The sequence below is a fragment of the Fictibacillus nanhaiensis genome (genome assembly GCF_023715445.1).
In the GTDB taxonomy this organism is placed as follows: Bacteria; Bacillota; Bacilli; order Bacillales; family Fictibacillaceae; genus Fictibacillus; species Fictibacillus nanhaiensis_D.
Window position 1 is genome coordinate 982,308 of sequence record NZ_JAMBOD010000001.1, and the last position, 14,995, is coordinate 997,302.

The 14,995-nt window shown below is 39.6% G+C and carries 12 protein-coding genes and 1 other annotated feature; of the genes, 7 read left to right on the top strand and 5 right to left on the bottom strand.

Annotation, left to right across the window (positions count from 1 at the left end):
• Positions 1-205: 205 nt before the first annotated feature.
• Positions 206-1,030, top strand: a complete 825-nt coding sequence (gene hisJ / locus M3196_RS05085; RefSeq protein WP_251321135.1) for a histidinol-phosphatase HisJ — start codon at positions 206-208, stop codon at positions 1,028-1,030.
• Here hisJ and refZ read toward each other — a convergent pair.
• Positions 1,004-1,690, bottom strand: a complete 687-nt coding sequence (gene refZ, locus M3196_RS05090) for a forespore capture DNA-binding protein RefZ (protein ID WP_251321733.1) — start codon at positions 1,688-1,690, stop codon at positions 1,004-1,006. The genes hisJ and refZ overlap by 27 nt on opposite strands.
• Before the next feature lie 151 nt (positions 1,691-1,841).
• Here refZ and M3196_RS05095 point away from each other — a divergent pair, with 151 nt between their 5' ends.
• Positions 1,842-2,327 carry a GAF domain-containing protein gene (locus tag M3196_RS05095; RefSeq protein WP_251321136.1) on the top strand — a complete coding sequence of 162 codons (486 nt, stop codon included), beginning with the start codon at positions 1,842-1,844 and terminating at the stop codon, positions 2,325-2,327.
• A 154-nt stretch (positions 2,328-2,481) separates the two neighbouring features.
• On the opposite strand, the gene megL is transcribed toward M3196_RS05095, so the two are convergent.
• A complete protein-coding gene (gene megL / locus M3196_RS05100) occupies positions 2,482-3,660 on the bottom strand; it encodes a methionine gamma-lyase (protein ID WP_251321137.1) in 1,179 nt (392 codons plus the stop codon).
• A gap of 347 nt (positions 3,661-4,007) precedes the next feature.
• Here megL and rpsD point away from each other — a divergent pair, with 347 nt between their 5' ends.
• Positions 4,008-4,610 carry a 30S ribosomal protein S4 gene (gene rpsD, locus M3196_RS05105; RefSeq protein WP_251321138.1) on the top strand — a complete coding sequence of 201 codons (603 nt, stop codon included), beginning with the start codon at positions 4,008-4,010 and terminating at the stop codon, positions 4,608-4,610.
• A 412-nt stretch (positions 4,611-5,022) separates the two neighbouring features.
• On the opposite strand, the gene M3196_RS05110 is transcribed toward rpsD, so the two are convergent.
• Both M3196_RS05110 and tyrS read right to left on the bottom strand, forming a co-directional pair.
• Positions 5,023-5,925 (bottom strand): aldo/keto reductase, encoded by a 903-nt coding sequence (locus M3196_RS05110; RefSeq protein WP_251321139.1) that lies wholly within the window; start codon positions 5,923-5,925, stop codon positions 5,023-5,025.
• Positions 5,926-5,988: 63 nt separating this feature from the next.
• Complete coding sequence (gene tyrS / locus M3196_RS05115) at positions 5,989-7,248, bottom strand: tyrosine--tRNA ligase (RefSeq protein WP_251321140.1); 1,260 nt, start codon at positions 7,246-7,248, stop codon at positions 5,989-5,991.
• 53 nt (positions 7,249-7,301) lie between these two features.
• Positions 7,302-7,526: a binding site (T-box leader), on the bottom strand.
• Between the two features lie 126 nt (positions 7,527-7,652).
• Here tyrS and M3196_RS05120 point away from each other — a divergent pair.
• On the top strand, positions 7,653-10,517 hold the full coding sequence (locus tag M3196_RS05120) for a transglycosylase domain-containing protein (protein WP_251321141.1): 2,865 nt from the start codon (positions 7,653-7,655) through the stop codon (positions 10,515-10,517).
• 30 nt (positions 10,518-10,547) lie between these two features.
• Here M3196_RS05120 and acsA read toward each other — a convergent pair whose 3' ends face one another.
• Positions 10,548-12,263, bottom strand: a complete 1,716-nt coding sequence (gene acsA, locus M3196_RS05125) for an acetate--CoA ligase (protein ID WP_251321142.1) — start codon at positions 12,261-12,263, stop codon at positions 10,548-10,550.
• A gap of 160 nt (positions 12,264-12,423) precedes the next feature.
• Between acsA and M3196_RS05130 the strand changes: the two genes are divergently transcribed.
• From M3196_RS05130 to M3196_RS05140, 3 genes are read left to right on the top strand one after another with little or no spacing between them, the layout of a single operon-like run.
• Complete coding sequence (locus M3196_RS05130; protein ID WP_251321143.1) at positions 12,424-13,056, top strand: GNAT family N-acetyltransferase; 633 nt, start codon at positions 12,424-12,426, stop codon at positions 13,054-13,056.
• Between the two features lie 45 nt (positions 13,057-13,101).
• Positions 13,102-13,752, top strand: a complete 651-nt coding sequence (locus tag M3196_RS05135; RefSeq protein WP_251321144.1) for an acetoin utilization AcuB family protein — start codon at positions 13,102-13,104, stop codon at positions 13,750-13,752.
• Positions 13,742-14,896 carry an acetoin utilization protein AcuC gene (locus M3196_RS05140; RefSeq protein ID WP_251321145.1) on the top strand — a complete coding sequence of 385 codons (1,155 nt, stop codon included), beginning with the start codon at positions 13,742-13,744 and terminating at the stop codon, positions 14,894-14,896. The genes M3196_RS05135 and M3196_RS05140 overlap by 11 nt, the downstream gene beginning before the upstream one ends.
• The last annotated feature ends 99 nt before the right edge of the window (positions 14,897-14,995 follow it).

Consider the following 14,995-nt stretch of genomic DNA (forward strand, 5'->3'; position numbering starts at 1 on the left):
CTTGTTCTATTTCTTCATTTCCTTGTATTATGTATAAGAATATAATTTTACTCATTTAAATGAAAAAAGGTTTTTCTACGTATAAAATTGCAGTTTAATGCTTTTATGATAACATGTAAACACACATTTGACGTAAAAAAAATGCATAATTTGATAAATTTTTTCCAAATTAATGAAGATTTTGTCGAAAGGAGGAGGATAAAAGATGTATTACGATGGACACGTTCATACTCCGTTTTGCCCGCACGGTTCTAATGACACATTTGAAATGTATATTGAAAAAGCTATTTCCCTTGGAATAAAAGGCATTACATTTACAGAACATGCCCCATTGCCTAAGAATTTCACGGATCCTGCTCCTGCAAAGGACAGTGCAATGTTATATGGAGACTTAAATAACTACTTTCATAAGCTTCAAGAGATAAAAAAATTCTATAGAAAATATATCGATGTGAGAACAGGTCTGGAAATTGATTTTATAGAAGGGTTTGAACAAGAGACAGAAGATTTTCTTCGTGAAGTCGGTCCAGAGCTTGAAGATGCTATACTCTCTGTCCACTTTTTGAATGTCGGGGAGACATTTTATTGCATGGATTATGACGAGAACGTTTTTAACGATATGATCAGGGAATCCGGTGCGCTGAATTCTGTTTATAAAAATTATTTTACTGCTGTAAAAAAATCAATCAAACACTCATTTATGAGTTACCAGCCGCTTAGAATCGGCCATATTACGCTCGTTAATAAGTTCCAAAAGCTGTTTCCAGCAGATTTCAGTATCACTGAAGATATTCATGATATTTTGAAAGAAGTTTCTGAACGAGGAATGTCCTTGGATTACAATGGTGCCGGTGCTGTCAAGCCCTTTTGTGGGGATACTTATCCATCTGCATGGATTGTAAAAGAAGCACACAAAAGAAAAATCCCTCTCGTTTACGGGTCTGACGCCCATAGCGCTAAGGGACTTGGTCAAGGGTATGAAAAACTGGAACCATATGCAAAATTAACTTCCCCACTTCTCCTGGATTGAGCCAAACAAAGGCGCTTGAACAGCAGATAGGAGGGGATTTTTTCTTTCTGTTTGACATACGCATTTATCAAACCAGTTAACCATCCACTTTTTGTACGGTTTGATGAACGTTTCGGTCTCAGCTGTAATCTGGTAGACTTCGGATAAATATAACGGATGCAAAAAGGGCAGCATCATCATATCTTTAAATTGAATGGTCAAAAAATCAATTGGCTGTCTTCTGAACTCCTTTTTCTTCATGCCTTTTTCAAACATGGTTTGAAGAAAATATTTCTCTTTCACAAGATAGGTTGACATTAACTCCCTTACAAGAGTAGAATCCAGCGTCATTTCACGATAAACGAAACGTGCAAGCGGAAGATTCTTCTGCTGATAGATCAACAGTGACTCAACGAGTTCTATAAAATTCCCCTTAACAGATGAAGAGTTTGAGGTATGATAGACGATTTCAATCCTTCTAATATAACCTTCAAAAAATAAAGTGATCAGTTCTTCAAGCAGCCCTTTTTTTCCGCCGAAGTGGTATGAAATCAACGCGAGATTAACACCTGCTTTTTTAGCAATCTGCCTCACAGTTGTACCTTTAAATCCTTGGCTTGTAAAAAGAGAGATGGCTGCTTCAGCTATTTTGATCTTTGTTTCTGCTTTATCTGCCTTCATTTTGTTCACCGTCCTTCCTTAATGTATAAAATTCTTGGACGGCAGACATAAACCTTTAATAATCGCTCGACAAATAAGGGCTTTTGAGTGTATTGTTCAACATTATTTGATAGGATAGAGTAAACAATTTATCAGGTTTGGAGGAATCTTGATGTTTACCGTTCAACAATACAGCACTGATAGAAACAAAGCATATGATCTTCTATGTAAACAGCTTCAGGCACTACTTGAAGGAGAAACAAATGCAACGGCAAATCTTGCTAATGCATCAGCTTTATTGAATCAATTTTTGGACAGAGTGAATTGGGTGGGATTTTATTCATTTGAAGAAGAATCAAACCAGCTTGTCTTAGGGCCGTTTCAAGGACTTCCTGCGTGTGTAAGAATACCGTTAGGAAAAGGTGTCTGTGGAACATCGGCTGAAAAACGGGAAACGCTGGTTGTAAAAGATGTACACGAATTCCCGGGACATATAGCATGTGATGCCGCTTCCCAATCGGAAATTGTCGTTCCGCTTGTCAAAAATGGAAAGCTTGTCGGTGTTCTGGATATCGACAGTCCTGAAAAAGAACGATTTGATGAAGTAGATCGTGAAAATTTAGAGAAATTCTCAGCTATTTTACTCCAATATATTTAATGGTTGAGGGATGGTCGAAGAGGGGATTTATTCCTTATTTCAGACTTTTATTCCTTGTATCTGTGATTTATTCCTAATTCGTTTTTTCACCACAAGTAACCAGAAAACAAATTAAAAAAGCACTGTGCAAACTCTTTTGCGCAGTGCTTTTTGATTATACTTGATTCAATGCTTGTTGAAGATCACTCCAAATATCTTCCCATGCTTCCAAACCAACTGATAAGCGAAGCAGCTGATCCGTAATTCCCATCTTCATTCTGTTTTCTTCAGGAACTACGGCATGTGTCATCGTTGCTGGATGCTGAATCAATGTTTCAGCGTCTCCTAGGCTTACTGCTATTTTGGTGAGCTTCAAGGAATTCATAAACTTTTGAGCAGCAGCCTTGTCTCCTTTAATTTCGAAACTGATCAGTCCGCCCGCATTCCTCATTTGTTTATTTGCAAGTTCATATTGAGGAAAATCAGTATCTCCCGGGAATAACACTTTTTCTACAGCAGGATGTTCTTTTATGAGATCAGCAAGCTTTTTGGCATTCTCGCAATGGCGGTCCATACGAACTGGCAGAGTTTTTATCCCTCTCAACAGAAGCCAAGCATCAAACGGAGACATAACTCCACCAATATCTTTTTGCGTTGTCATTGCAAGATGGCTCATAAGTTCCTTGCTTCCTACAGCAAGCCCGCCTATAACATCTCCATGCCCGCAAAGATATTTCGTAGCGCTATGGATAACAACATCACAGCCTAAATCCAATGGGCGCTGCAAATATGGAGAGGAAAAAGTATTATCTACAACCACCGGAATTCCATATTCTTTTGCAACACCAGCTACCATCTCCAGGTCAACAAGCTTCATCGTTGGGTTAATAGGAGACTCTATATAGATTACGGTTGTGTGATCTGTTATTGCTGCTCTTATTGATTCCTCGTTATGCATCGGATGAAAATCATGCGTTATATGAAATTTTTCTTCCATAAGCTGTAAAAGTCCAAAAGTGCAGCCATAAACACCTTCAGAACAAAGAACGTGGTCACCTGTTTTTGTTAGACCAATTAAAATGGCTGATACAGCAGCCATGCCTGAACCAAAAGCCAGACCTTTTTCACCATTTTCCATTGAAGCAATTCTCTCTTCAAGCATCGCTACAGTTGGATTGCTTAACCTTGAATAAATGTATCCTTCTTGTTCACCAGCAAAACGGCTGGCTCCTGTTTCCGCAGTATCAAAAACAAACGTTGAAGTTTGAAAGATAGGCGGAGATAGACTACCGTGGTGCTGAAGTGCATGATACCCCTTATGAATGACTTCTGTCTCAAAGCGTTTTGTTTCCATTTAAAGTTCTCCTTTTAGGACGATTTAAAATGTAAGCGCTTTCTTTATTATTATCATATATGATTCAGACTTATTTTACAAATTGTCCTAAAAAATTTATGATGGATACCAGAATAAAGTTGACATATTGGTTCAAAAAAGATTATACTGTTCTTTGTGTAAAATAAGTAGCACTGTGCCCATCAACAGTTATTATTTTGTACCTTAATTCTTTAATGATTAAGGAACACCGTGTAGCTTCATGGCTGCTGAAGTGAAAGTGTTTTTCATACAAAATAAGCTTTTGAAAAGGTCATAGTCACTGTATTGTTTTAACACAAAACAAACAAGTGAAGGAGGAGTCAATAATGGCTCGTTATACAGGTTCAACATGGAAAGTTTCCCGTCGTCTTGGAATTTCTCTAAGCGGAACAGGAAAAGAATTATCAAAGCGTCCTTACGCTCCAGGACAACATGGTCCTACTCAACGTAAAAAAATCTCTGAATATGGTTTACAACTACAAGAGAAGCAAAAGCTTCGTTTCATGTACGGTGTAAATGAGCGTCAATTCCGCCGCATTTTCAATGATGCTGGAAAAATGCCTGGTATCCATGGTGAAAACTTCATGGCACTACTAGAAGCTCGTTTAGACAACGTTGTTTACCGTCTTGGTCTTGCTCGTACTCGTCGTGCAGCTCGTCAATTAGTAAACCACGGTCACATCACAGTAAACGGAAAGCGTGTAGACATCGCTTCTTACCGTCTTTCTGCTGGAGATGTAATCGGTGTACGAGAAAAGTCACGCAACCTTTCAGCAATTAAAGAAGCAATCGAAGTAAATAACTTCGTACCTGACTTCTTAACATTTGATGAAAACAAATTGGAAGGTACTTTCACACGCTTACCAGAGCGTTCTGAGCTTCCAGCTGAGATCACAGAACAACTTATCGTTGAATACTACTCTCGTTAAGTTTAAAAAACCTGAATCCCTTTTACGGGCTTCAGGTTTTTTCTTTTTATCAAAAAATGAACTTTAAGTTTTAAGCGGTACAGTAAGTTGAGCGTTTACGGTACGTGTTCTTTTATTTATTACACGTTCGCCCAATAACTTCTTGTTTTCGCTCCAACTTCCCTGAGTTTCGCCCCATAATCCAATGTTTCGCTCAACAGACCGTAAGTTTCGCTCAATCTCCGTTTTGTTTCGCCCCGTACACCAATTTTACAGAAATAAGACAATAAAAAAAGAGTAAAGCTGACCTTTAATTGCACACTAAGTGTACATGATTAGGCCAGCCTGTCTCTTTTCATAATAATTTCTTAAATTTACTTGCTTTTTTGTCTAGTACTAGTCCTGAAATTTCTATTCTAGGAAATAGCCTTACTTAATCTACTTCTTTCCCCATGCTTTCCTGTAAAATATAAAACCATTGTTCACGAGACAAAGTAATTTTCGTTGCGTTAATTGCGGATTGAATACGGTTCATTTGTCCGCTTCCGACAATCGGCATTACGCCGGCAGGATGAGCAAGAAGCCATGCATAGGCCACTTCATCGATCGACGACGCACCTGTTTCTTGTGCTACTTTCTCAAGAGCATTTCTTGTTCTTAGACTTTTTTCACTTTCCCCTTTAAATAGTCTTCCTCCAGCTAGAGGAGACCACGCCATAGGTTTGATTTTTTCTTTTTGAAGATAGTTAATCGTTCCGTCAAAGAATGGCTCTTCATGCAACACTGACAATTCGATTTGGTTTGTCACCAAGGGACCATTGTATTCATGCTGCAGCATTTCCATCTGCCTTGGTGTGAAGTTTGAAACTCCAAAATGCCTTACTTTCCCTTGTTCTTTTAATTGATGAAATGCTTCAGCTGTTTCGGATGGATCCATAAAAGGATCTGGACGATGTATCAGGAGTACATCAATATAATCTGTTGTCATCTTTTGCAGTGAATTCTCTGCAGATGAAATAATATGCTCCTTGCTTGTGTCGTAGGATTTCTGCTTATGATGCGGCCGATTTTCCGATACCAGTTTAATTCCGCACTTTGTAACGATCTGAATTTCTTTTCTCAAAGATGGCTTTAGAGCCAGGGCTTGTCCAAAGATTTCTTCACACATATAGTTTCCATAAATATCTGCATGGTCAAACGTTGTGATGCCCGCTTCTAAACATTGTTCGATAAGATGAAGCAGTCCTTCAGCCGATAAATCCCATTCTGCTAACCGCCAGTGTCCGTGAATAATTTGTGAAAAGTGCAGATCATCTGCCATTTGAATTCTTTTCATCGTTGCACATCCTTTACATGAAATAGTGAAGAACCCTATGAAAAGGGTTCTTCCTTATATCGTTTAGTATCTGATTAACGTGTACTTCTTCTTCCCTCTTCTAAGGATTACAAAACGATTTTCGATTCTATCTTTTTCCCCAATCGTGTATTCCAGGTCTTGAACTTTCTCGCCATTTACAGAAACTGCTCCGTTCGTTATATCTTCTCTTGCCTGACGTTTAGATGGAGAGATCTTTGCTTCAACTAAAAGGTCAACAATGTTCATGTCTGCCTGGTTCTCTACTGTAAACGAAGGAACATCTTTAAAACCTTGTTCGATTTCATTTGCAGTAAGGTCAGAAAGATTTCCGCTAAATAATGCTTCTGTAATTTTTACAGCCTGCAGGTACGCTTCTTCACCGTGTACTAATGTCGTTACTTCACGTCCTAAAGCTTTTTGAGCCTCACGCTTCTCGGGTGCTTCGGCCATTGATTTTTCAAGTTCTGCAATTTGTTCCTTTGTCAGGAATGTGAAGTATTTCAGCCAATTCATTACATCCGCATCAGCTGCATTCACCCAGAACTGGTAGAACTCATATGGCGTTGTTTTTTCAGCATCAAGCCAAATTGTTCCTGATGCCGTTTTTCCGAATTTTGTGCCATCCGCTTTTGTGATCAAAGGAATCGTTAAACCAAATGCTTTATCTTCTTCACCTGAACGACGGATCAGCTCCATTCCAGCTGTAATGTTGCCCCATTGGTCACTTCCACCGATCTGTAATTTCACATCTTCTTTTTTGAATAGATTTAAGAAGTCATAGGATTGCAAAATCATGTAGGAAAACTCTGTAAAAGAAATTCCCCCTTCTAAACGGGAATCAACAGAATCCTTGGCAAGCATGTAGTTAACAGAAAAGTTCTTCCCTACATCACGAAGAAATTCGATCACAGTCAGTTCACTTAGCCAGTCGTAGTTATTTACTGGTTTAGCAGGATTGCCTTCTCTTTCAAAATCAAGAAGTCTAGATAACTGATTTTTGATTTTTTCTGTCCATTGAACAACCACTTCAGCTTCATTTAGAATACGTTCTGTTTGTCTTCCGCTTGGATCCCCAATTAATCCTGTACCTCCGCCAACTAGCGCAAACGGCTGATGTCCTGCCTCTTGAAATCTTCTTAACGTAAGGATCGGCAATAAATTACCAATATGAAGACTGTCAGCTGTCGGATCAAAACCGCAGTATAGCTTTACCATCCCGCTTTCAAGCTCTTTTTCAAGTCCTTCTCGATCGGTAACTTGATTAAGAAGACCTCTAAATTCCAAGTCTTGTAAAATGTTCATTTTTTTCTTTCCTTTCTGTTTTTAATGGCAATAAAAAAAGTCCCTTTCAAATTGAAAGGGACGTGATTACAATCTCGCGGTACCACCCTAATTAAAAGCTTACAAAAAAAGCTTTTCACTTCATTTTATAACGGTTTTATCCGGTTCCTTGCTACTGAATGGTTCACAAGGACAGCTCCAGGAGGTAATTCACGAAATGTCTATGTACTGGTTTGCATCAACCACCAGTTTTCTGAAACAGGGAGACACCTGCTACTTATTCCTATCAAAGCTTTATCATTATTATGTTCTTTTATTTTTACCATATGGACAAATTTCATGTCAATCTTAATCATTCAAAAAACTGCCCATTTTCACAATTCGACCGTATGTTATACTTATACACAGGGGGGGGGGAGTACCAAATGAAGTCTCATTTTGATGAACTTAAACAAAAATGGGAGAAATTTGTCCACTTTTTGAATGAGAAAAGGATTATTCGAACAGCACGAATTACATATAACGTAACTTGGAACATGTTTTTGATCGTCACAGTACTTGCTGTTTTAGGCGGTGTTTTCGCTGCCGGCGTCGGAGCAGGTTTCTTTGCCTCACTTGTTAAGGATGAACCTGTACGCGCTTTCTCTGCTATGAGAGAAGACATCTATAATTATGAAGAAACAAGTACAGTATACTTTGATGATAATCAATACATGGGCAAGCTTCAATCAGATTTGGACAGACAGGAAATCAGACTGAAGGACGTTTCTCCATTTGTTGTAAAAGCAGTTATCTCAACAGAAGACCAATATTTTTATGAACATGACGGAGTTGTTCCTAAGGCGATTCTGCGTGCCATGTATGAGGAATTCTCTGGTGCTGCAATCGTTACAGGCGGAAGTACGCTGACTCAGCAGCTAATAAAAAATCAGATTCTTACCAATGAAGTTTCTTTTGACAGAAAAGCAAAAGAAATTCTTCTAGCGATGCGTCTTGAAAAATTCTTTGAAAAAGATGAGATCCTGGAAGCCTATTTGAACATCGTACCATTTGGCCGTAATTCATCTGGCCGGAACATCGCCGGCATTCAGGCAGCGGCAGAAGGAATTTTTGGAGTTGATGCATCTAAGCTAAACCTTGCTCAATCAGCTTATATTGCAGGACTTCCAAAAAATCCATTCGTATACACGCCTTTTAATAATGGCGGTGAACCGAAAGAAGATATTTCAGCCGGCTTAAGACGCATGAATACGGTTCTGAGCAGAATGCTGTCTGCAGGAGAGATTACGCAAGCCGAGTATGATGAAGCCATGAAGTATGATATTAAAAAGAACTTAACAACGAAAAAACAATCTTCCTTTGAAAAATATCCGTTTTTAACAGTTGAAGTACAGCGACGAACAGTCGAAGTACTAACGAAATTAGAAGCAGAAAAAGACGGAAAAAAACTTGAGGATCTAACCCCTGAAGAATTAAAAGAATATCAGGATAACGCACGTACTCAAGTCAGACAAAAAGGAATAAAAATTCATACGACGATCAACCAAAAGATTTATGATGAGATGCAGCAGGTTGTAAAAAATGATGGTTTATTCGGACCTGATAATCAGTATGTCTATAACAGTAACGGTCAGCGAATAAAACTTGAAAAACCAGAGCCTGAAGAAGTTGGTGCAACATTAATTGATAATAAAACCGGAAAAATTATCAGTTTTGTTGGCGGACGTGATTTTAATAGAGAACAAACCAACCATGCAATGAGAGCACCTCGCCAAAACGGATCAACAATGAAGCCATTGCTTGCTTATTCCTATGCTGTTGAAACTGGCAAGGTGCAACCTGGTACGATTGTACCGGATACTCCAATCAATATTAATGGGTGGAAACCAAATAATTATGACATGGATTTCGATGGTCTTGTATCTGTTCGACATTCACTTAAGAAATCCAGAAATATACCTGCAATCAGATCTTATCAACGAGTAGATCATACTAAAGCAACTGAAAAACTGATTCAGATGGGTGTGACAAGCCTTACTAAAGGTGACAGAACTAACAATGCAATGGCGCTTGGTGCTTTAGGTGTAGGAATTACTGTTGAAGAAAACGTAAATGCATTCTCTACATTTGCAAATAACGGTAAATTTCTTGATGCCTATATGATTGATAGAATAGAAACAAATGACGGTGAAATAATCTACCAGCATAAAAGTGAACCTAAACAAGTTTTTAGTCCTCAAACATCTTACTTAATGATTGATATGATGAGAGATGTACTTTCATCCGGTACAGCGGCTGGTGTGCCTCGAAAGCTTGCCTTCCAGTCTGATTGGGCTGGTAAGACAGGAACTACGAATGAAGATAAAGATTCATGGTTTGTAGCGTCAAACCCGAATGTCACATTCGGAGTTTGGATTGGTTATGACACACCAGCTGATTTATCCGGTAACACAGGTCAGCGGAACCAAACTATATGGGCTCAGCTTATAAATGCTGCACATAAACATGCGCCTCAACTTGTGGACCCTGAACAAAGATTTGCGATGCCATCAGGAATTGTACGCCGTGAAATCTGCGGAATATCTGGCAAACTTCCATCAGATCTATGCCGGAGTGCAGGTCTTGTAACAACTGATTTATTTAATGCAAAGTTTACTCCTAAAGAAGTGGACGATACATTAACAAGAGGACGTTATGTACTTGTTGGAGACGCAAAATATAAAGCACTGCCGACTACGCCAGAAGAATTTACGAAAGAAGGCGTGCTTATAAAAGAAGAGTTCTTAAAAGAACTCGGATTAGAAACATTGAATAAACTTACACAAAAGATTGATCTCTTGAACAACATTGTTCCTGAGAAAGAATTAAAAGAAAATGGCAAAGCCCCTTCACCAGTTGCAGGCACAAAGATGTCTGATGGCGTCTTAACGTGGTCAGCACATGGTGAGAATGATGTTATTGGATATCGAATCTATCATTCAACTGATGGCACGTCCTTTAAGAAAATCGGTTCAGTTACAGCAGATAAAACTTCTGCAAAAGTTACGAATGGAGTTGTCTACGTGACTGCCGTTGATATTGCTGGAAACGAATCAGCTGCTCAAACAAAGGTTCAGGTCGGTGAAAAGAAACCGCCGGCTGAACCGGGAACTCCTCCGCCTCCAGGTGAAGATGGAGAGAAACCTGATGAGCCACAGGATCCCCCGCCGCCGCCAACTGATCCAGGTACAGGGGATCCTCCACCAGCAACAACACAAAATAAAAAGAAAGACAAAAAACCCTCGAATTGATTTCGAGGGTTTTTGTTGTCCTTTATTCTTTTAGTCTTCCATTGTAGAAAGATCTCCTGTTGGAAGATCAAGTTCCCAAGCTTTAAGTACACGGCGCATAATTTTACCGCTTCGTGTCTTCGGAAGCTTATCACGGAATTCAATCTCACGAGGAGCGGCATGAGCAGCTAGTCCTGATTTTACAAAGTTTCTGATTTCTTCAATCAGTTGATCGTTCGGTTCATAACCAGAACGCAATGCGATAAATGCTTTAATAATTTCACCGCGAACAGGATCTGGCTTGCCTATTACCCCAGCTTCTGCAACAGCAGGATGTTCAACTAGCTTGCTTTCCACCTCGAAAGGCCCTACACGTTCACCGGAAGTCATGATAACATCATCAATTCTTCCCTGGAACCAGAAATAACCGTCTTCATCCATGTAAGCTGAATCTCCAGACACATACCAGCCGCCAGGAGTAAAGTAAGAGTCATATTTTTCAGGGTTGTTCCAGATCGCGCGCATCATCGACGGCCATCCTTTTTTAATCGCAAGGTTACCCATACGGTATGGCGGCAAGATATTATCCTGGTCATCAATAATTGCTGCTTCAACACCAGGGAATGGTTTCCCCATAGAGCCTGGTTTTATTTCCATTGCAGGGTAGTTGCTGATCAATTGACCGCCTGTTTCAGTCATCCACCAGTTATCATGAATGCGAAGATTAAATACCTTCATTCCCCATCTCACTACTTCAGGGTTCAGAGGTTCACCTACACTCAAGATATGGCGCAGAGTAGACAGATCAAATTCCTTAACAACTTCATCACCTGCACCCATTAGCATACGGAATGCTGTAGGGGCACTGTACCATACTGTTACACCATATTTTTCGATTGTTCCATACCAGTCTTCTGGTGAAAAACGTCCGCCTCTAATTACGCTGGAAGCTCCGTTCAGCCAAGGTCCAAAAATTCCATAAGATGTTCCAGTTACCCACCCAGGATCTGCTGTACACCAATACACATCGTCTTCTTTCAAATCAAGAACCCATTTAGAAGTTTGATAGTGCTGCAGCATCGCATTATGAACATGCAGGACACCTTTTGGCTTACCAGTTGAGCCTGATGTATAGTGAAGGATTAATCCGTCTTCGCGGTCTACCCATTCAATATCGAGGTCTTTAGAGGCTTTAGCCATGCGGTCATAATAACTTACATAAGGGCCTTCTTCTTTTACATCTTCTCCAACAAGAATAACATTTTTTAAGTTAGGCAGTTCGCTTACAGGTACACGTTCTAAAAGTGAAGGCGTTGTCACCAGCACTTTTGCTTCACTGTTTTCAAGTCTGTCTCTTACTGCACCTTCCATGAACGCTTCAAACAGAGGACCTACAATCGCTCCAAGTTTAATAGCACCCAGGAATGCGAAATAAAGCTCAGGTGAACGCGGCATAAAAATAAAGACACGGTCCCCTTTTTCTACACCGATCTGGCGCAGCATATTTCCTGCTTTATTAGACATATCTTTCATATCTTTAAACGTGTACTTCTCATCTCTCTTTTGATCGGAAAAATAGAGAGCTACTTTGTTTTTGCGATGGGATGCAGCATGCCGGTCAATTGCTTCATACGCCATATTCACTCGACCTGTCTTATGCCAGGAGAATTCTTTCTCAATGTCTTTCCAATCAAATGCTCCGTATGCTGCCTCATAGTCTTGTAGATTAAAATCACCTTTTATTATCGGAAGCGCTTCCAGTTTCATTGCTAAATCTCCCTTCCCAATTAAATATCTCTTTAATTATAACATATTATCAAAATTTTTTAACTTATTTGAACTATCTATAAAAACAACGATGAAAACCCTTACATCCTGCTGATATCATGTATAATAGAGGATGGAAACAAACCTAGGTGGTGTAGACATGAAACACATTAAAACATATAACTGCATAGCTTTAAAAACTGCTCATGGCACAATTACCGTTGAAGGACCTGTGTCTTCTGAAACATTGGAGGGCCTTTATTTTCATGAGGATCTTAAAGCATTCAGGCCAGCAATTGAACAAAAAAAGGCTGTAGTTGACATTGCTAAACTTGATGAAGGAAGAATTATTATCGCAAGAAATAAAGATACCGTAATCGGCTATGTTACATACGTGTATCCTGATCCGCTAGAGCGTTGGTCAGAAGGCAATATGGAAAATTTACTGGAACTTGGTGCCATTGAAGTCATTCCTGCATACAGAAACTATAAAGTTGGTAAAACACTTCTAAAAGTTTCTATGATGGATGATGCGATGGAGGATTATATTATCATAACAACTGAATATTATTGGCATTGGGATTTAAAAGGAACAAAGCTGTCTGTATGGGATTACCGAAAAGTTATGGAAAAGATGATGAATGCAGGTGACCTGGAATACATGGCTACCGACGATCCAGAGATCAGTTCACATCCGGCCAACTGTTTAATGGTGCGCATCGGCAAGCGGATAGACCTTGAAACCGTTCAGCAGTTTGACCGGCTCCGATTTAAGAATCGATTTATGTACTAAATTCGCCTCACATAACAGAGATAATAAGCATGGGAGTGGTAGATAATGATCGTTCAAAATATGATGCAAAAAAAGTGGGTGTCGATTCATGCAGAAGAAACGATCGGAACTGCATTAAAACTGATGCTCGAAAAAGACGTTCGCTATCTTCCTGTCACAGATGACAGCGGCAATTTGCTAGGACTTGTAACAGACAGAGAGTTAAAAGATGCGAGTCCGTCTATCTTTCATCAAAATGAGCATCCGGAAGATTTTGATAAACCCGTTTCAACCATCATGAAGGATGCCGGCTTTACGGCTCATCCTTTTGATATCGCGGAAGAACTCTCTACTATTTTTTACGAACATAACATAAGCTGCATTCCTGTTCTAGAAGAAAAGAAATTAGTAGGGTTAGTTACAGAACGTGAGATGCTTCATGCTTTTATACAATTAACTGGTACACATCAGCCAGGTTCGCATCTGGAAGTAGCTGTACCAAATGAAGCAGGTCAGCTTGCTAATGTCGCCAGTGTTTTAAAAGATTTCCACTTAAACATAAGCTCTGTTCTCGTCTATCCATCTCATGATGAAAAAGAAAAGATCGTTGTTTTCCGGGTAGGAACGATGAATCCTTTACCTGTTATCAATCATCTAATCGATAACGGCTACAAAGTAAAGTGGCCTCCCGTTCCAGGTGAGAACAATGGGAAATGATGCTGTCTTTGTTTATTCACCAGATCTACTAAGCTATAAATTTAGTGATACCCACCCGTTTAATCAGCTGCGGGTTCAGCTTGCATATGAACTATTAAAAGATACAGGATATCTGGATGACAAGGATATTGTCTCTCCAAGACAAGCAACAGATGATGAGATTCTGCTTATTCATGATAAAGGATATGTAGAAGCCGTTAAAAAAGCGGGTATAGGAAAACTTAGCAAAGAGATAGGCTTGAATTATGGTCTTGGTACTGAAGACACTCCAATTTTTCAAAATATGCATGAAGCCAGCAGCTGGATCGTTGGAGCAACATTAACCGCTGTCGACTGGGTCATGGAAGGAAAAGCAAAACACGCTCTTAGTTTAAGCGGTGGTCTTCATCACGGTTTCAGAGGAAAGGCATCGGGCTTCTGCATCTATAATGACAGCTCTATCGCAATCGAATATATGAAGCAAAAATATAAAGCCCGTGTATTGTATGTGGATACAGATGCTCATCACGGCGACGGTGTTCAATGGGCTTTCTATGACGATCCAGATGTATGTACATTGTCGATTCACGAAACTGGCAGATACTTATTCCCAGGTACAGGCTCTATTCATGAAAAGGGCGCTGGAAAAGGGTATGGCTATTCCTTCAATGTACCAGTGGATGCCTTCACAGAAGATGAATCTTTCTTAGATTGCTATGAAAAGAGTTTGTGGGAAGTTGCCGATTTTTTTAAACCAGATGTTATCATCACTCAAAACGGTGTGGATGCTCATTATTATGATCCTTTAACCCACTTGTCAGTTACGATGAAAACGTATGCTGAAATTCCTCGGATAGCAAAAAAAGTAGCCGATAAATATTGCGGCGGCCGCTGGATTGCTACTGGCGGCGGAGGCTATGATATTTGGCGCGTCGTTCCGAGAGCCTGGTCTTATTTATGGTGTGTAATGAATGATAAGGCACCTTCAGGACTAATCGCAGATAGCTGGCTTTCCCGCTGGGATAAAGAAGCCAAGCATCGTCTGCCGCGCACTTGGGAAGATGAAGCAGGCATCTATAAGCCCATCCCTAGAAAAGATGAAATCACATCAAAAAATAGAGCAACTCTTGAAAAAAGTCTATATTCGATTCGAAAAAGCTCATAAATGAAGGAGGACTCAGGGCTGAGTCCTCCTATTTGAATTCCAATTAATGATTATCAATGCTAATCCCACGTTATTTTACATATAACGATTTTCGACAAA